The 16,080-nt window shown below is 68.6% G+C and carries 17 protein-coding genes; 3 read left to right on the top strand and 14 right to left on the bottom strand.

Going from position 1 to position 16,080, the window contains the following annotated elements; translation table 11 throughout:
- Positions 1-23: 23 nt before the first annotated feature.
- Genes AB7E83_RS12865 through AB7E83_RS12850 form a run of 4 tightly spaced genes read right to left on the bottom strand, consistent with a single transcriptional unit; the run spans position 24 to position 2,519 of the window.
- Entirely contained in the window at positions 24-440 is a 417-nt protein-coding gene (locus AB7E83_RS12865) for an ExbD/TolR family protein (protein ID WP_428570013.1), read from the bottom strand.
- A 1-nt stretch (position 441) separates the two neighbouring features.
- Positions 442-1,134: a MotA/TolQ/ExbB proton channel family protein gene (locus tag AB7E83_RS12860; RefSeq protein ID WP_428570010.1), complete on the bottom strand. Its 693-nt coding sequence runs from the start codon at positions 1,132-1,134 to the stop codon at positions 442-444.
- The gene (gene dapB / locus AB7E83_RS12855) at positions 1,131-1,952 is read right to left on the bottom strand and encodes a 4-hydroxy-tetrahydrodipicolinate reductase (protein ID WP_428570007.1); all 822 of its coding nucleotides are present in this window, start codon (positions 1,950-1,952) and stop codon (positions 1,131-1,133) included. Before dapB ends, AB7E83_RS12860 begins: the two co-directional genes overlap by 4 nt.
- A gap of 3 nt (positions 1,953-1,955) precedes the next feature.
- Positions 1,956-2,519: an outer membrane protein assembly factor BamE gene (locus tag AB7E83_RS12850; RefSeq protein ID WP_428570004.1), complete on the bottom strand. Its 564-nt coding sequence runs from the start codon at positions 2,517-2,519 to the stop codon at positions 1,956-1,958.
- 50 nt (positions 2,520-2,569) lie between these two features.
- Here AB7E83_RS12850 and fur point away from each other — a divergent pair, with 50 nt between their 5' ends.
- On the top strand, positions 2,570-3,001 hold the full coding sequence (fur, locus tag AB7E83_RS12845; protein WP_428570001.1) for a ferric iron uptake transcriptional regulator: 432 nt from the start codon (positions 2,570-2,572) through the stop codon (positions 2,999-3,001).
- An 85-nt stretch (positions 3,002-3,086) separates the two neighbouring features.
- On the opposite strand, the gene hprK is transcribed toward fur, so the two are convergent.
- The 5 genes from hprK to AB7E83_RS12820 all read right to left on the bottom strand — a co-directional run bounded on the left by hprK (position 3,087) and on the right by AB7E83_RS12820 (position 5,660).
- Positions 3,087-4,037, bottom strand: a complete 951-nt coding sequence (gene hprK / locus AB7E83_RS12840; RefSeq protein ID WP_428569999.1) for an HPr(Ser) kinase/phosphatase — start codon at positions 4,035-4,037, stop codon at positions 3,087-3,089.
- Between the two features lie 93 nt (positions 4,038-4,130).
- On the bottom strand, positions 4,131-4,598 hold the full coding sequence (locus AB7E83_RS12835) for a PTS sugar transporter subunit IIA (RefSeq protein WP_428569996.1): 468 nt from the start codon (positions 4,596-4,598) through the stop codon (positions 4,131-4,133).
- Between the two features lie 123 nt (positions 4,599-4,721).
- Positions 4,722-5,054: a ribosome hibernation-promoting factor, HPF/YfiA family gene (hpf, locus tag AB7E83_RS12830; RefSeq protein ID WP_428569993.1), complete on the bottom strand. Its 333-nt coding sequence runs from the start codon at positions 5,052-5,054 to the stop codon at positions 4,722-4,724.
- Positions 5,055-5,271: 217 nt separating this feature from the next.
- On the bottom strand, positions 5,272-5,442 hold the full coding sequence (locus tag AB7E83_RS12825) for a hypothetical protein (RefSeq protein ID WP_428569991.1): 171 nt from the start codon (positions 5,440-5,442) through the stop codon (positions 5,272-5,274).
- A 26-nt stretch (positions 5,443-5,468) separates the two neighbouring features.
- Complete coding sequence (locus AB7E83_RS12820; RefSeq protein ID WP_428569989.1) at positions 5,469-5,660, bottom strand: hypothetical protein; 192 nt, start codon at positions 5,658-5,660, stop codon at positions 5,469-5,471.
- A gap of 246 nt (positions 5,661-5,906) precedes the next feature.
- On the opposite strand from AB7E83_RS12820, the gene AB7E83_RS12815 reads away from it, so the two are divergent.
- On the top strand, positions 5,907-7,109 hold the full coding sequence (locus tag AB7E83_RS12815; RefSeq protein WP_428569986.1) for a patatin-like phospholipase family protein: 1,203 nt from the start codon (positions 5,907-5,909) through the stop codon (positions 7,107-7,109).
- Between the two features lie 136 nt (positions 7,110-7,245).
- Complete coding sequence (corA, locus tag AB7E83_RS12810; RefSeq protein ID WP_428569983.1) at positions 7,246-8,232, top strand: magnesium/cobalt transporter CorA; 987 nt, start codon at positions 7,246-7,248, stop codon at positions 8,230-8,232.
- Between the two features lie 16 nt (positions 8,233-8,248).
- On the opposite strand, the gene AB7E83_RS12805 is transcribed toward corA, so the two are convergent.
- From AB7E83_RS12805 to AB7E83_RS12785, 5 genes are all read right to left on the bottom strand, one after another.
- Entirely contained in the window at positions 8,249-10,360 is a 2,112-nt protein-coding gene (locus AB7E83_RS12805; RefSeq protein WP_428569980.1) for a TonB-dependent receptor, read from the bottom strand.
- A 73-nt stretch (positions 10,361-10,433) separates the two neighbouring features.
- Complete coding sequence (locus AB7E83_RS12800) at positions 10,434-11,129, bottom strand: 5'-methylthioadenosine/adenosylhomocysteine nucleosidase (protein WP_428569978.1); 696 nt, start codon at positions 11,127-11,129, stop codon at positions 10,434-10,436.
- A gap of 40 nt (positions 11,130-11,169) precedes the next feature.
- Positions 11,170-12,846 (bottom strand): long-chain-fatty-acid--CoA ligase, encoded by a 1,677-nt coding sequence (locus AB7E83_RS12795; RefSeq protein WP_428569976.1) that lies wholly within the window; start codon positions 12,844-12,846, stop codon positions 11,170-11,172.
- A gap of 139 nt (positions 12,847-12,985) precedes the next feature.
- A complete protein-coding gene (pntB, locus tag AB7E83_RS12790; RefSeq protein ID WP_428569973.1) occupies positions 12,986-14,401 on the bottom strand; it encodes a Re/Si-specific NAD(P)(+) transhydrogenase subunit beta in 1,416 nt (471 codons plus the stop codon).
- A gap of 16 nt (positions 14,402-14,417) precedes the next feature.
- Positions 14,418-16,076: a Re/Si-specific NAD(P)(+) transhydrogenase subunit alpha gene (locus AB7E83_RS12785; protein WP_428569972.1), complete on the bottom strand. Its 1,659-nt coding sequence runs from the start codon at positions 16,074-16,076 to the stop codon at positions 14,418-14,420.
- Positions 16,077-16,080: the final 4 nt, after the last annotated feature.

Below are 16,080 nucleotides of genomic sequence, written 5' to 3'. Positions count from 1 at the left end.
AGGCGGGGGGCTTCCCCGGCCGCTCAGTTCCCCGGTTGCGCGACGAATCCGATGCGGCTCAGGCCCGCCTTCTGGGCCATTCCCATCACTTCGACCACGCGGCCGTAGGCCACGGCCTGGTCGGCGCGCAGCTGCACTTCGGTGTCGGGATTTGCCCTGGCGGTGGCCGTCAGCTTCTCCGCGAGCTCGCGCGCGGAGACGGGCTGGTCGTTCAGGAAGAGCTGGCCGGCCTTGTCCAGGCCGATGGAGACGAAGCGCGGCGCATCGCCCGGCTGCGCGGCCTCGCTCTTCGGCAGGTCGAGCCGCAGCGAACTCGCGAGCAGGGGCGCCGTGATGATGAAGATGACGACCAGCACGAGCATCACGTCCACGAGCGGCGTGACGTTGATGTCGCTCATGGGCTGCGGCTGCTGCGTGCGCTCGAGCCGGCCGAATGCCATGTCAGTGGGTCCCCGCGCCTGCCGCTTCATGTCCTGCGGTCCCAAGCGAAGGGGTCTTCGCGTGCGTCAGCAGCTCGCGCAGGTCGCGCGCGAACCCTTCGAGGTCGGCCTCAATCCGGCCGATGAGCCGGCCGAAGATGTTGTAGCCGAGCACGGCGGGGATCGCGACGAAGAGCCCCGCCGCCGTCATGATCAGCGCCTCGCCGACGGGTCCCGACACCTTGTCGATCGTGATCTGCCCGGCCGACGCGATGCCGGTGAGCGCGTGATAGATGCCCCACACGGTGCCGAGCAGGCCCACGAAGGGCGCGGTGGAGCCCACCGTGGCGAGCAGCACCTGGCCGAACTGCAGCTTGTCGAGCACGCGGTGCAGCGCATCGCGCAGCACGCGCGTGAGCTGCTGCGAACGGTCGGCGGCCGCGGCGAGCGCGCCGGGGGCCTGGTCGCCCGTGGCCAGGATCAGCGGGAGGACGAGCGATTCGCGGTCGAACGCGCCGACCCGGCGCTGCGCATCGTCCAGCGAATCGGACTGCCAGAATGCCGCCGTGCTGCGCGCCACGTCGCCCGCCGCGCGCCGCAGCAGCCAGCCCTTCCACAGGATCACGACCCAGCTGGCCACCGACATCGCGAGCAGCAGCAGCGCCACCGCCTGCGTGACCGCGTCACCCTGGCGCAGGACCTCCCAGAAGGTCATCGGAGGCCGAGAACGTCGAACATGTCGTAGAGACCGTTCGGCTTGTCGGCGAGGAAGCGCACGGCGCGCAGGCTGCCCTGCGCATAGGTGGAGCGGCTCGCGGACCGGTGCGTGATCTCGATGCGCTCGCCCGTGCCGGCAAAGAGCACCGTGTGGTCGCCCACGATGTCGCCGCCGCGGATGGTGGAAAAGCCGATGGTCGACGGATCGCGCTCGCCCGTGACGCCATGGCGCGCGAACACGCCGTCCTTCTTCAGGTCACGGCCGATCGCCGCGGCGATCACTTCGCCCATCTTGAGCGCCGTGCCCGAGGGCGCATCGACCTTGTGCCGGTGATGCGCCTCGATGATCTCGATGTCGTAGCCGGTGGCGAGCGCCTTCGCGGCCATTTCGAGCAGCTTCAGCGTGACGTTGACGCCCACGCTCATGTTCGGCGCGAACATGAGCGCGATGTCACGCGCGGCATCGGCGATCCGCTCCTTCTGCGCCTCGCTGAATCCGGTCGTGCCGATCACGAGCTTCACGCCCAGCTCGCGGCACGCCTTCAGGTGTTCCATCGTGCCCTCCGGCCGCGTGAAGTCGATCAGCACCTGGGCATTGGCGAGGCCGGCGCGGATGTCCGCGTGGACCGGCACGCCGCTCGCGGTGCCGAGGAAGGCGCAGGCGTCGTTGCCGATGGCGGGGCTGGAGGCCTGGTCGATCGCGCCGGCGAGCGCGCAGTCGTCGGCGCCGCGGATCGCCTCGATCAGCATGTGCCCCATGCGGCCCGACGCGCCGGCGACGGCCACCTTGTGCTGGGCGGTCTGCGCTTGCGGCATGGCTCAGCGCGCCGCCGGCTCGAGCGGCGGATAGCTGGACGGCGAAGGGGCGGGCGCGGCGTCGGCCGGGGTCAGGGACGGCGCCGCGGGGCGCGCGAACCGGCTCAGCTGGGCCTCGCTCGCCTCGAGCGCCGGAACCTTGGCATCGCGCTTCTTCTTGTCGAGCGTGGCGACGAATTCGGACTCGCTGGGCATGGCGTCGCCCTCGGCGCGGTCGTAACGGTCGCCGGTGAAGAAGACGGTCAGGCGGCGCTGCTGCGGCTCGACGCCCTGGCGCTTCATGGTGAACACGTAGTCCCAGCGGTCGGCGTGGAAGATGCTCGTCACGAGCGGCGTGCCGAGCATCTCGCGGACCTGCTGGCGCGTCATGCCCTGGCGCAGCGCATCGACCTGCTCCTTCGAGACGAAGTTGCCCTGCACGATCTCGACACGGTAAGGCGTGATCGCGCCGACCATCCGGTTGCTGACATTGTCGAACGTGCCGCAGCCCGCCAGCACCGCGCAGGCGAGGAGGGTTGCGAGGGTGCGCGGCGCGCCGAACGGACGGCGGAAGAGGGCTTCTGGCATGCGCGGAAAGGGGGACGATATGATGCGGCCCATTGTAGCGGCAGCCCCCCATGGCCAACATCGACGAACTCAAAAGTACGGGCCTGAAGGCCACCCTGCCGCGGCTGAAGATCCTCGACGTCTTTCACAAGGGCGGACTGCGCCACATGACGGCCGAGGACGTGTTCCGGGTGCTGCTCGACGAGCGCTCCGACATCGGTCTCGCGACCGTGTATCGCGTGCTCACCCAGTTCGAGCAGGCGGGCATCCTCACGCGCAGCCATTTCGAAAGCGGCAAGGCCGTCTACGAGCTCAACGAGGGCACGCACCACGACCACCTGGTGTGCCTCGACTGCGGGCGGGTGGAGGAGTTCTACGACCCCGAGATCGAGCGGCGGCAGAACGACGTGGCAAGGCTGCAGGGCTTCGAGATCGCGGAGCATGCGCTGAGCCTGTACGCGCATTGCACGAAGGACGCCTGCCCGCACAGGCCGAAAAGATAAGGCAGCCACGCTCCCCCGCTACGCGCGGTCCGTTGCCCCCCAAGGGGGCTGGCCCGCCTTGGGGCGGCCCCCGGCTGCGGTCCGGTCAGCCGCCCTGCTCCATCGCCTGGCGGTGCCGCTCGACGAATTCCTGGTACGTGTCCACGCCCCGTAGCTGCAGGATGGTGTTGCGCACCGCGGCTTCGACCAGCACGGCGATGTTGCGGCCCGCCACGACGGGGATCACGGCCTTGCGCACCGGCACGCCCAGCACGTCCTGCGTGAGCGGCTCGTAGGGCAGGCGTTCGTACTCGCGCTCCATCGTTTCGCGCCGCACGAGGTGGACGATGAGGCGCAGCCGCATCTTCCGTCGCACCGCCGTCTCGCCGAAGATCGCGCGGATGTCGAGCAGGCCGATGCCGCGCACCTCCAGCAGGTTCTGCAGCAGCTCGGGGCAGCGGCCCTCGATGGTCGTCTGGTTCACGCGGTACAGGTCGACCGCGTCGTCGGCCACCAGCCCGTTGCCGCGCGTGATGAGCTCCAGCCCCAGCTCGCTCTTGCCGAGGCCCGATTCGCCGGTGATGAGCACGCCCAGGCCCAGGATGTCCATGAACACGCCGTGCATCGATGTGCGTTCGGCGAAATGCTTGGAGAGGTAGGCGCGCAGCACGTCGATGACGAAGGCCGACGGCTCATGCGTCGCGAACATCGGGATCTGCGCGCGCTCGCACATCGACAGCAGCGCATCGGGCGCGGTCTGGTCGTCGGTGAGCACCAGCACCGGGGGCTCGAGCGTCACGATGCGGGCGATGCGCCGCGCGCAGTCTTCCGCCGTCGCATTGGTCAGATAGCGGATCTCGCGCTCGCCGAGGATCTGGACGCGGTAGGGATGGATGTAGTTGAGGTAGCCCACGAGGTCGGCGCCCGAGCGCGCCGCGCGCACCGCGACCTCGTCGAATCGCCGCTCGGAGGCGCCGAGGCCGGCCACCCATTCCCATTTCAGCTTCGAGCGATGGTCCTCGAAGAGAACGTCCGCGCTGACGACGGTCGGCTTCATGGGCCTCCACCCCTCCCCGCTTCGCGCGGTCCGCTGCCCCCGTCGGGGGCCTTTGCGCCTTGGCTCGGCAAGCCGCCGCTCGACATCGGCGCCTCAGGCCGACTGCGCCGACTGCCAGTCGGCAATCAAGCGGTGCAGTTCGGTCGCGTCGCCGCAGCCGCGCATGCGCTCGCGCAGCGGCGCATCGGACAGCAGCTCGGCGATCTCGGACAGGATTTCCAGGTGCTTCTGCGTGGCCGCCTCGGGCACCAGCAGGAAGATGAGCAGGTTGACGGCCTGCTCGTCCGGCGCGTCGAAGCCGATCGGGTTGGCGAGCTGGAACAGCGCGGCCATCGGCGCCTTCAGGCCCTTGATGCGGCCGTGCGGGATGGCGACGCCATGGCCGAGGCCCGTGGAGCCCAGGCGCTCGCGCGCGAACAGGCTGTCGGTGATGAGGGCGCGCGAGAGGCCGTGGAGGTTCTCGAACAAGAGCCCGGCTTCCTCGAAAGCGCGCTTCTTGCTGGTGGCGTCGACACCCACCAGGACCTGGGCGGGCGGCAGGATGGACGCGAGGCGGTTCATGGCGGGCAAAGGCGGATTATGAACCACGTGCCGGACCGTCCGCCTCGGCCGGGGGATTTCGCCCGGCGCACAAACGAAAGCCGCCCTTGCGGGCGGCTGTTTCATGGGGCCGGAAACGGCGACCTACATCACGACACGCTTCGCCGCGTCATGGTGGTGGTCCTGCAGCCGGTCCTTGTGCCTGCCGACCTGGCGGTCGAGCTTGTCGACGAGTTCGTCGAGCGCCGCATACAGGTCCTCGTGACTGCTTTCGGCGAACATGTCGTTGCCCTTCACGTGGATCCTGCACTCGGCACGCTGTCGTCGTTCCTTTTCCTTGAGCTTGTCCACGGCAAGCAGGACGCGGATGTCGACGACCTGGTCGAAGTGGCGGGTGATTCGATCGAGCTTGGTGGTCACGTAACTGCGCAGAGCCGGGGTAACTTCGAGATGGTGACCGCTGATCGTCAGGTTCATGAGTAGCCTCCTGTTGCACTCGTCTGGCTGGGGAAAAAACTCGATGTCGCTCGACCCACTATGCCCCCGACGGGGGCGAAATGCAATCGAAAACGGGGCTTCGCGGTGCAGCAAATTGCAACCTCTGCCGTACCTTTGACATGCCTCAAGGACAAAGGGCGGCCCGAAGGCCGCCCGGTGGCGTACAGATGAGTTGGCGAGGTCGACCCGCGAAGGATCAGCGCTGTGCCCAGCCTGCGAGCGGATCGTGGACGCGGCTCCAGCCGGCAGCGCGCGGATGGGCCCGGGCGCCGGGGCGCTCGAGGTTCGCATGCTCCACGCGCTCGGCATGCGGCTTGTCGCGCGGCGTGTCCTGGTAGCGGTTCGTGGACTTGGGCTCTTTGTACATGATGGTCTCTCTCTTTCCTCGATGCGTCAGCTCGTGCTGTCGACGTGGGTGTTCTTGGCGGGCTGCCCTGCGGCCGGCTTCTCGCCATGGCGGCTGATGAAGGGCCAGGCATGGGCAGCGCGCCGGCGCATCTCCAGGGAAGCACCTCTGGCGTCGGCCGGGGCGGGTCGCCAACCCGTCGTGCGGCTGGCGTTCGGATCGGACGCTCGCTGGATCATCGTCGCTCCTTCGCACCCGGTCGGGAACAAGGCCGGGAACCCATTGAATCTAGGCGCGCCCGCTCGACCGTGGTGTCGGACGGGTCGGTCCGGTTGTGTAGGAATCGTCCTGCCTCAGCCTTAAATGGCGCGGCCTCGACCGCGGCTCTACCATAAGAACATGCGCCCCCACGCTCCGCACTTCGTGTCGTCACTGCCCCCCGAGGGGGCTCAGGCCTTCTCGGGGCGGCCCAGCGAAGGCCTGGCATGAGCCTGGGAACCGTCATCCACGCCGGAATGACCCGTCGGGACCGCACGGTCCATGCGTTGGTCCTGATGGGAGGCGGGGCGCGTACCGCCTATCAGGTGGGGGTGCTGCAGGCGCTCTGCGCCATGCTGAAGCTTCAGCCCGGTCCGCCCCGCGCATTCCCGTTCCAGGTGCTGGTCGGCACCTCGGCCGGCGCCTTGAACGTCGCCTACCTCGCGAGCACCGCGGCGACCGGCCTGGCGGCCTTCGATCAGCTGGCGGGGTTCTGGGAGCGCATGCGGTCCGAGGAGGTCTACCGGCTGCACGTCTCGCCGTGGGTGCGGTTCAGCCGGCTGCTCGCCGCCGTGAACCTCTGGGGCAAGGCGCGCCAGCAGGGCGCGATCCTGGACAACATGCCCCTGGTCGATACGCTGCATCGCACGATTTCGCTGCAGGGGATCGAAAATGCGCTGGAGGGCAAGGCCATCGACGCCGTGGCGGTCACGGCGTCGAGCTACACCAGCGGCGTCCACTGGACGTTCTGCCATACGTCGAACGACCGCAAACACGAGGCGTGGCAGCGGCCGGGCCGACGCGCCGAGTTCCAGCCGCTCACGATCGAGCACCTGATGGCCTCCAGCGCCATCCCCTTCCTGTTCCCCGCCACGCCGCTCTGGGTCGACGGCCGCCGCGAGTATTTCGGCGACGGCTCGATGCGGCAGGTCTCGCCGCTGTCGCCCGCCGTCCACCTGGGCGCCCACAAGGTGCTCGTGATCGGCGTCGGCCAGCCGCAGCGTTCGGGCCTGGGGGGCTCGGCGGCCGCCGGCGAGCCGACCATGGGCGGCATCGCGGGCCATGCGATGGCGAGCGTCTTCCACGACACGCTGCAGGCCGACGTGGAACAGACGCAGCGCCTGGCCCGCACGCTCAACGAACTGCCGCGCGAGATCGCGGCCGTCCTGCCCTACCGGCCGATCGAGGTCCTGGCGATGCAGCCCACCCGGTCGCTCGACGCGATGGCGCAGGCGCACGTGAAGGAATTGCCCGGCTCCGTGCGCCGGGCGCTCGGCGGGCTGGGCGCCCTGCGAAGCGGCGGCGGCGCGCTCGCGAGCTACCTGCTTTTCGAGCCCGGCTTCGTCGGCGCGCTCGTCAAACTCGGCGAGCAGGATGCATACGCGCGCAAGACCGAATTGCTGTCGTTCTTCGACGGCCTCGCGGCATAATCGCGGCCATCCTCACAGCGGGAGCCAGCGCCTTGGAAATCGATCCCAGTCGGTAGCTTTCCTCGCCCGTGACACGCGGCGGGGAAAGCGTTTCCCCTCTCGTCGCGTCGGCAGCAGCAATCGTCACGGAGCACACATGCTCAACATCTTCACGCTCGCGAACGGGCGTCTGTTCCAGGAAGAGATCGAGTCCCTCGAGGAGCTCTCGAAATTCCAGCCGATCTGGGTCGACCTCGAATCGCCCAGTCCGGAGGAAAAGCGCTGGGTCAAGCAGTACTACGGGCTGTCCATTCCCGAGGACGCGATGGACGAGGACATCGAGGAGTCCGCGCGCTTCTACGAAGAGGACAACGGCGACCTGCACATCCGCAGCGACTTCCTGATCGCGGGCGATGACGAGCCGCGCGCGGTGCGCGTGGCCTTCATCCTGAACCTCGTGAACCCGTCGTTGAAGAGCCACGGCGTCCTGTTCTCGATCCACGACGAGGACGTCCCGGTGTTCCGCCTGCTGCGCCTGCGCGCGCGCCGCGCGCCGGGGCTGATCGAGGACGCGAAGGAAGTGCTGCTGAAGCTCTTCGACGCCGATGCGGAATACTCCGCCGACACCCTGGAAGGCATCTACGACGAGCTCGAGAAGGTGAGCAAGCAGGTGCTCGCGGGAGACGTCACCGACGCGCTGGCCGGCGAGGTGCTGGGCGCGATCGCACGCCAGGAAGATCTGAACGGCCGCATCCGCCGCAACGTCATGGACACGCGGCGCGCCGTGAGCTTCATGATGCGCAGCCGCATGCTGACGGCCGAGCAATTCGAGGAATCGCGCCAGATCCTGCGCGACATCGAGTCGCTCGACAACCACACGGCGTTCCTGTTCGACAAGATCAACTTCCTGATGGACGCCACCGTCGGCTTCATCAACATCAACCAGAACAAGATCATCAAGATCTTCTCGGTGGCGAGCGTCGCGCTGCTGCCGCCCACGCTGGTGGCCAGCCTCTACGGCATGAACTTCCGCCACATGCCGGAGCTGGAATGGGGCATGGGCTATCCGTACGCGCTGGCCGTGATGGCCGCGAGCGCGCTGATTCCCATGTGGTACTTCAGGCGCCGGGGCTGGCTCAAGTAGGCTCGGCGGCGCAGGGTCAGAAGTTCACCTTCACCCCGAGGCGCAGCGTGCGCGGCGACGAGGGGTGCAGGTGGACGTCGGGCGCCGTGGTCGACTCCGAGAACGCGGGCTCGCCGGGCAGGCGGGAAGCGTAGGCATACGCGATATCGCTGGCCTTGCGGTCGAAGGCATTGAAGAGATCGGCGAACACCTCGACGTTCCGGTTGAAGCGGTACATCGTCCGCAGGTTCACGAGCGTGCTCGAGCCCGCCCGAATCGAGTTGTCCTCGATCAGCGGCCGCGCGCCGAAGTGCCGCACGCGCGCGCCCAGCGTCCAGGGTCCGCGCTCCCAGGTCACGCCCAGCGTCGCCACGCGCTCCATCGCACCGGGGATGCGGTTGCCGGCGGGATCGCTGTCGCCGAAACGCGCACGCGTGACGGCGACGTCGGCATCCACTTCCCAGCCGCCGCCCGGCCGCCAGTTGGCGCCGACCTCCAGTCCCGAGCGGCGCGACGGACGCGACGCTTCGGTCGTTCCAGCGTCGCCGACGAAAAGCAGTTCGGAGTCGAGCTTGAGCGCCCAGAGCGCGGCGGTGGTCGTGAACGTCGGCGACCACTTGTTGCGCGCGCCGATCTCGTAGCCTTCGGCCCGCGCGAGGGGCGTGGCCCGTTGGGCCGGCGTGACCCCATCCCTCGGGTCGACGCGAATGACCGTCCCGCGTGCATCGTTGCTGTGGAAGCCGCGGCCCCAGTTGGCGTAGAGATCCATCTCCGGCGACGGCAGGTAGGCCAGCGAAAGCTTGGGACTTGCGATGGACGCGGTGCTCGAGCCGCTGTTGGCCGCAACCGAACTCGCGACATCGGCCCGCCGCCGGTCCCAGCGCAGGCCGGCGACGCCGCGCCATTGCGGATGAAAGCGAAGCTCTGCCTGTCCCCAGACGCCCAGCGCGTCGAGGTCGACCGCGTCGCTGCGCACCGTGGCGAGGCGCAGGCGCTGCGCCGTGTCGTAGAGCCCGACCTCGCCGATGTCGTCGCGTCGGAACTCCGCGCCGTAGGTGAACTGGGTTTCGATACCGGCGAGCTGCGCGGTGCGCGATTGCCGGGCGGCGAGCCCCCAGGTCTTGCGGCGGTCGACCTGCTCGAACTGATCCAGCGCGACGCCGCCGTTGCAGCCGGGGGGCAGCGGCTCGAGGTCGCAGCCCCGCGTGAAATAGGTGAACTGCGAATACAGGTCGAGCCGGTAGCGCGTCGCGTATCCCGAGATGCGCGTGTCCACGCCCGCGCCCGAAGCCTCCCATTCGGCATTGACGCCGGTGCGGCGCGTGCGCCCCCCGGCCGTGGGGTCCAGCGAGCCGAAGCGATCGAGCAGTCCGCTGTCGATCGCGCGCTGCGGGATCTGGTCGGTCGATGTCCAGTCCGCCTCGTAGTGCGTGAAGCCGAGCGACAGGCCGTTGCCGGCCACGCCGCGTGACAGCCGGCCCATCAGGTTGGTCTTGCGCAGGTTCTGCGCCACCTTCCACGGTCCGTCGTCCCGCATGCGCTCCGCGGCCAGCAGCACGTCGCCCGACGACGTTTCGAACGACCCCGCCGCGAGCGCGCGCCGATAGCCGTGCCGGCCCGCCTCCAGGATGCCGAGCGGCCGCGCGAGCTTGCGCAGCGTGCGGATGCGCGCGCTGCCGGCCGCGGCGAAATCGCCCTCCTCGGCGTAGTACGGACCCTTGCGATAGTGGACCGCATCGACCAGCTCGGGGATCAGGAAATAGAGGTCGGTGTAGCCCTGGCCATGCGCGTGCGTCGGCAGGTTGACGGGAACGCCGTCGACGAAGGTGGCGAAATCGGTTCCGTGGTCCAGGTTGAAGCCGCGCAGGAAATACTGGTTGGCCTTGCCCTCGCCGGCGTGCTGCGTCGCCACAAGCCCCGGCACCGCCTCCATGATGTCGCCGGCGCGCAGCAGCGGCCGTGTGCGCAACTGCTTGGACGTCACGACACCTTCGCTCGCGCTTTCGGCGATGCCCTGCAGGTCGCCGCGCGTGCTCTGGACGGTGACGGGCGCCAGCTCGCGGGGCGCCTGCTCCTGGGCGATTGCAATCGCAGGGAGGAAGGGCAGGTGGGCCAGCAGGAGGAGATCGACGACGGAGTGTTTTCGCATGGACACGACTATACGTAGCGAATCCCGCTGCGGATTCGGAGGCGATGCCCGACAGGCCGGACGCGCGCCCGGATCAAGCGCTCAGAAAGGCTTCGACGATGGCCGCCGTGTGCCGGCTCGCCACGTCGCGGATGAACTGCAGGAAGTCCCCCGTCGCGTCGTCGTCGGCACGGTCCGAGATCGTGCGGACCGCCGCGAACGGCACGCCGTAGTCGTGGCAGACCTGGGCGACGGCGGCGCCTTCCATTTCGACGGCCAGGGCATCGGGCAGCGCGAGCTGCAAGGCCCGGCTCTCGGCGGTCGTCGACACGAAACGGTCGCCGCTCGCGATCAGCCCCCGGTGGAGCGTGGTGCCCGGCAGCGCCTTGCGAACGGCGCCCGCGAGCCGGTGCGTGAGCGCGGGGTCGGTGTCGAAACGGCTCCTGCCGTACAGGGGCACTTCGTAGCGCGGAAAGATCGGCGTCGCGTCCAGGTCGTGTTGCAGGAAGTTGTCGGCCACCACCACGTGGCCGCGCTCCACGCCGTGCCGCAAGCCGCCCGCCACGCCGGTGAACACGATGCGATCGACACCGAAGCGCTCGATGAGCACCGTCGCCGTGGTCGCCGCGGCCACCTTGCCGATGCGCGAGAGCACGGCGACGACGTCGCGGCCGTGCAGATGGCCCACATAGAAGTCGCGCCCCGCCACCGGCTGCCTGCGCTCGTCGGGCATCAGCGCCAGCACGGCGCCGAGCTCCTCGTGCATGGCGGAGACGATCGCCGTCTTCAATCCGCTTCCCGCCGCTGCGCCGAAGGCATCGCGCGAACGCTTACTTCCTGTCCCGCAATTCCCGCCGCAGGATCTTGCCCACCGGCGTCTTCGGCAGGTCGGCGCGGAACTCGATCACCCGCGGCTGCTTGTAGCCGGTGAGGTTCGCGCGGCAGTACTCGCGGACCTTCTCCTCGGTGAGCGCCGGGTCCTTCTTCACGATCACGAGCTTGACCGCCTCGCCCGTCTTGTCGTCGGGCACGCCGACCACGGCGCACTCCATCACGCCCTCGAGCCTGGCGACCACGTCCTCGACCTCGTTGGGATACACGTTGAAGCCGGAGACCAGCACCATGTCCTTCTTGCGGTCGACGATCTTGAAATACCCGCGCTCGTCCTGCACGCCGATGTCGCCGGACTTGAAGTACCCGTCGTCGGTCATGACCTTCGCGGTCTCGTCGGGGCGCTGCCAGTAGCCCGCCATCACCTGCGGCCCCTTGATCGCGATTTCGCCGGGCTGGCCGAGCGGCACCTCGTTGCCGTCGTCGTCGATGCATTTCATCCAGGTCGACGACAGCGGCACGCCGATCGTGCCCGTGAACTCCTTGCTCGTGACCGGGTTGCAGCTTGCCGAAGGCGACGTCTCCGACAGGCCGTAGCCTTCGCAGATCGGGCAGCCGGTCTTGTCGAGCCACAGTTTCGCCACGGCGCCCTGCACCGCCATGCCGCCGCCCACGGACACCTTGAGGTTGCTCCAGTCGACCTTGCCGAAGTCCGGATGATTGGCCAGGCCGTTGAACAGCGTATTGACCGCCGGGAAGCTGTGGAACTTGTGCTTCGACAGCTCCTTCAGCACCGCGGGCAGGTCGCGCGGATTCGGGATCAGGATCAGCTTGCCGCCCGTGCGCATGGTGAGCATCATCCCGACCGTGAAAGCGAAGATGTGATAGAGCGGCAGCGCGCAGACGGCGGTCAGCTGCTCGCTCTTGGGCACCTTGTCCATCACGGGCTGGTTGAACGCCTCGGACTGCAGCACGTTGGCGATGACGTTGCGGTGCAGGAGCACGGCGCCCTTCGACACGCCGGTCGTGCCGCCCGTGTACTGCAGGACCGCGATGTCGTCCGGCTTGATCTCGGGCTGGCGCAGCGTGCCGTTCTCGCCCTTCGAAATCGCGTCGTTGAAGCGCACGGCGCCGGGCAGGTTGTACGCCGGCACCATCTTCTTCACGTTGCGCACGACGTAGTTGACGATCATGCCCTTGAGCCCGCCGAGCAGGTCGCCCATGGCCGCCAGCACCACGTGCTTGACCGGCGTGGCCGCGATGCACTGCTGCAGCGTGTTCGCGAAGTTCTCGACGATGACGATGGCCTTGCTGCCCGAGTCCTTGAGCTGGTGCTCCAGCTCGCGCGGGGTGTAGAGCGGATTCACGTTCACGACCACGTAGCCCGCGCGCAGGATGGCGGCAACGGCCACCGGATACTGCGGCACGTTGGGCATCATGATCGCGACGCGGTCACCCTTGGCAAGGCCGAGGCCCTGCAGGTAGGCCGCAAGGGCGCGCGACAGCGAGTCGGTCTCGCCGTAGCTCATGTCCTTGCCCATGAAGGAATAGGCCTGGCGAGCAGCGTACTTCTGGAAGCTCTCCTCCATGAGCTGCACCAGCGACTGGTACTGCCCCGGGTCGATGTCGGCGGGCACGCCGGGGGAATACGAGGAAAGCCACGGGCGGTCGGTCATCTTTTGTTCTCCAGTAGGCCAAGGGTCAGGCGCATTGTCCCTGTCCCTCGTCTCGGGATTCCCCCGATTTTCCCGAATAGCCCGGACGCCTTCGGGACAAGGGGCGCGCGGCCCCTCTTCACCCCGAGCGGCACACCGCTCAGGCGCGCAGCGCCCCCAGCACCTCGTCCAGCATCTTCTTCGCGTCGCCGAAGAGCATGCGGTTGTTGTCCTTGTAGAACAGCGGATTGTCGACGCCGGCATAGCCCGACGCCATGCTTCGCTTCATGACGATGGATGTCCTGGCCTTCCAGACCTCCAGCACCGGCATGCCGGCGATGGGGCTCGCCGGGTCGTCCTGCGCGGCGGGGTTCACGATGTCGTTGGCGCCGATCACCATCGCGACGTCCGTTTCCGGGAAGTCCTCGTTGATCTCGTCCATCTCCATCACGATGTCGTACGGCACCTTCGCTTCGGCGAGCAGCACGTTCATGTGACCCGGCATCCGGCCGGCCACGGGGTGGATGCCGAAGCGGACGTTGACGCCCTTCTCGCGCAGCAGCTTCGTGATCTCGTAGACGGTGTGCTGCGCCTGCGCCACCGCCATGCCGTAGCCGGGGACGATGATGACGCTCTTCGATTCGCGCAGCAGCTCCGCCGTCTCGACCGCGGCAATGGGGGACACCTCGCCCGCCGGTTGCTCCCCGGCGCCCGCGGCCGGCGCGGGCGAGCCGGAGCCCGTCCCGAAGCCGCCCGCGATCACGCTGATGAAGTTGCGGTTCATCGCGCGGCACATGATGTACGAGAGGATCGCGCCCGAGGAGCCGACGAGCGCGCCCACCACGATCAGCAGGTCGTTGCTCAGCATGAAGCCGGTGGCCGCCGCGGCCCAGCCCGAATAGGAGTTGAGCATCGACACCACCACCGGCATGTCCGCGCCGCCGATGGCCATGACCATGTGAATGCCGAAGAGCAGCGCGATCACCGTCATGATGATGAGCGGCGTCATGCCCGCCTGCACGCTCTCGGCGCGCACGAACTCGCGGCCGAACCACAGCACGACCAGCAGTCCGGCCAGGTTGAGCCAGTGCCGCCCCGGCAGCAGCAGCGGCTTGCCGCCGATCTTGCCGGACAGCTTGCCGAAGGCGACGAGCGAGCCGGAAAACGTGACCGCGCCGATCAGGATGCCCACGTAGATCTCGACTTCGTGGATCGTCTTTTCCGCGCCGGTGAAGACGATCGAGGTGTCGACGTAGCTCGCGAAGCCGACGAGGCAGGCCGCGAGGCCGACCAGGCTGTGCATGAGCGCGACGAGCTCGGGCATCTGCGTCATCTGCACCTTCTTCGCCGCGACGAGGCCGATGGCCCCGCCGACGACGAGCGCGCCGACGATCCACGCATAGCCCGCGGGGGAGACGCGCGGACTCAGCACGGTGGCGATGACGGCCAGCGCCATGCCGATCATGCCGAACAGGTTGCCGCGGCGCGCGGTCTCGGGGTTCGAGAGCCCGCCCAGGCTCAGGATGAAGAGGATGGTGGCGCCGATGTAGGAGGCGGTGGCGAGGCCAGCGTTCATTTTCTTGTCCGTCGCCTTATTTGCGGAACATCGCCAGCATGCGCCGCGTCACCGCGAAGCCGCCGAACATGTTGATGGCGGTGAGCGCGAGCGCGAGCACGGCCATGCCGAGGATCAGGCCGGAGGGCCGGTCGCCGCCGCCGCCCGACAGCGGCGGCGCGATCTGCACCAGCGCGCCGATGGCGATGATCGACGAGATCGCGTTCGTCACGCTCATGAGCGGCGTGTGCAGCGAGGGCGTCACGTTCCAGATCACCATGTAGCCGACGAAGCAGGCGAGCACGAAGACCGTGAAGTGCGCGAGGAAGGAGGCCGGCGCGTACATGCCGACCAGCAGGAAGAGCAGCGCGCCGACGCCGAACACGATGGCCAGCGTCTTCGCCGACATCGGCTCCACGCTGCCGTGGCCGTGGCCCTTGGAAGCGACGGGCGCCGCCGCGGCCTTGGGCTTCGCGGCGGCCGCGGGAAGCTTCGGCGGCGGGGGCGGCCAGGTCACCGTGCCGTCCTTCACCACCGTGAGGCCGCGGATCGCGTCGTCCTCCATGTTGACGTTGACGACGCCGTCCTTCGTCTTGCAAAGTTCCTCGGTGATGCGCAGCAGGTTGTTGGCGTAGAGCGTCGAGGACTGGCGCGCGAGCCGGCTCACCAGGTCGGTGTAGCCGATGAGGGTGACGCCGTGCTTCACCACGGCAAGCCCCGGCTCGGTCAGCTCGCAGTTGCCGCCCTGCTCCGCCGCCATGTCGACGATCACGCTGCCGGGCCGCATGCTGCGCACCATCTCGGCGGTGATGAGCTTCGGGGCGGGCTTGCCGGGGATCAGCGCGGTCGTGATGATGATGTCGGCGTCCTTGGCCTGCTGCGCGTACATCGCGCGCTGCGCCTGCTGGAAGCCCTCGCTCATCACCTTGGCGTAGCCGCCGCCGCCCGAACCTTCCTCCTCGTAGTCGACCTTCACGAACTCGCCGCCGAGCGAGACCACCTGGTCCGCGACTTCGGCCCGCGTGTCGTTGGCGCGCACGATGGCGCCCAGGCTCGCGGCGGTGCCGATGGCCGCGAGGCCCGCGACGCCGGCACCCGCGATGAACACCTTGGCCGGCGGAATCTTGCCGGCGGCCGTCACCTGGCCGTTGAAGAAGCGGCCGAAGGCGTTCGCTGCCTCGATCACGGCGCGGTAGCCGCTCACGCCGGCCATCGAGGTCAACGCGTCCATCTTCTGCGCGCGCGACAGCTGGCGCGGCAGCGAATCGAGCGCGAGCACCGTCGCGCGCTTCGCGGCCAGCTGCTGCATCAGCTCGGGGTTCTGCGCGGGCCAGATGAAGCCGATGACCGTGCCGCCCTCGCGCATCAGCGCCACTTCGTCCGCGCTTGGCGGGCGGACCTTGAACACGATGTCCGAGCGCGACCAGAGATCGGCCGCACCCGGCACGACCTCGGCGCCCGCCGCGCGATACGACGCGTCGTCGAAGTTCGCGGCATCGCCCGCGCCGCTTTCGACCGCGACCGCGAAGCCGAGCTTCGCGAGTTTCGCGACGACCTCGGGCACGGTGGCGACGCGCTTCTCGCCCTGCGCCGTCTCGCGAGGAACGCCGATGGTCAAGGGCCGAAGGGACGTCGCCGCCGACGCGGCCACACTGTTTTCTCCCGCCGGGTTCACGGCGGGCACGCCTGTCTGCATGGAC

The sequence above is a fragment of the Ramlibacter sp. genome (assembly GCF_050250995.1).
Lineage (GTDB): Bacteria > Pseudomonadota > Gammaproteobacteria > Burkholderiales > Burkholderiaceae_C > Ramlibacter.
Note: the sequence above shows the minus strand (reverse complement) of the source record. Positions and strands in the feature narration are given on the sequence as shown.

What these genes read in the sequence shown, in the direction of transcription:
- AB7E83_RS12865 (WP_428570013.1), bottom strand. Translation starts at nt 440, where the DNA reads ATGGCATTCGGCCGGCTCGAGCGCACGCAGCAGCCGCAGCCCATGAGC.
- AB7E83_RS12860 (WP_428570010.1), bottom strand. Translation starts at nt 1,134, where the DNA reads ATGACCTTCTGGGAGGTCCTGCGCCAGGGTGACGCGGTCACGCAGGCG.
- dapB (WP_428570007.1), bottom strand. Translation starts at nt 1,952, where the DNA reads ATGCCGCAAGCGCAGACCGCCCAGCACAAGGTGGCCGTCGCCGGCGCG.
- AB7E83_RS12850 (WP_428570004.1), bottom strand. Translation starts at nt 2,519, where the DNA reads ATGCCAGAAGCCCTCTTCCGCCGTCCGTTCGGCGCGCCGCGCACCCTC.
- fur (WP_428570001.1), top strand. Translation starts at nt 2,570, where the DNA reads ATGGCCAACATCGACGAACTCAAAAGTACGGGCCTGAAGGCCACCCTG.
- hprK (WP_428569999.1), bottom strand. Translation starts at nt 4,037, where the DNA reads ATGAAGCCGACCGTCGTCAGCGCGGACGTTCTCTTCGAGGACCATCGC.
- AB7E83_RS12835 (WP_428569996.1), bottom strand. Translation starts at nt 4,598, where the DNA reads ATGAACCGCCTCGCGTCCATCCTGCCGCCCGCCCAGGTCCTGGTGGGT.
- hpf (WP_428569993.1), bottom strand. Translation starts at nt 5,054, where the DNA reads ATGAACCTGACGATCAGCGGTCACCATCTCGAAGTTACCCCGGCTCTG.
- AB7E83_RS12825 (WP_428569991.1), bottom strand. Translation starts at nt 5,442, where the DNA reads ATGTACAAAGAGCCCAAGTCCACGAACCGCTACCAGGACACGCCGCGC.
- AB7E83_RS12820 (WP_428569989.1), bottom strand. Translation starts at nt 5,660, where the DNA reads ATGATCCAGCGAGCGTCCGATCCGAACGCCAGCCGCACGACGGGTTGG.
- AB7E83_RS12815 (WP_428569986.1), top strand. Translation starts at nt 5,907, where the DNA reads ATGAGCCTGGGAACCGTCATCCACGCCGGAATGACCCGTCGGGACCGC.
- corA (WP_428569983.1), top strand. Translation starts at nt 7,246, where the DNA reads ATGCTCAACATCTTCACGCTCGCGAACGGGCGTCTGTTCCAGGAAGAG.
- AB7E83_RS12805 (WP_428569980.1), bottom strand. Translation starts at nt 10,360, where the DNA reads ATGCGAAAACACTCCGTCGTCGATCTCCTCCTGCTGGCCCACCTGCCC.
- AB7E83_RS12795 (WP_428569976.1), bottom strand. Translation starts at nt 12,846, where the DNA reads ATGACCGACCGCCCGTGGCTTTCCTCGTATTCCCCCGGCGTGCCCGCC.
- pntB (WP_428569973.1), bottom strand. Translation starts at nt 14,401, where the DNA reads ATGAACGCTGGCCTCGCCACCGCCTCCTACATCGGCGCCACCATCCTC.
- AB7E83_RS12785 (WP_428569972.1), bottom strand. Translation starts at nt 16,076, where the DNA reads ATGCAGACAGGCGTGCCCGCCGTGAACCCGGCGGGAGAAAACAGTGTG.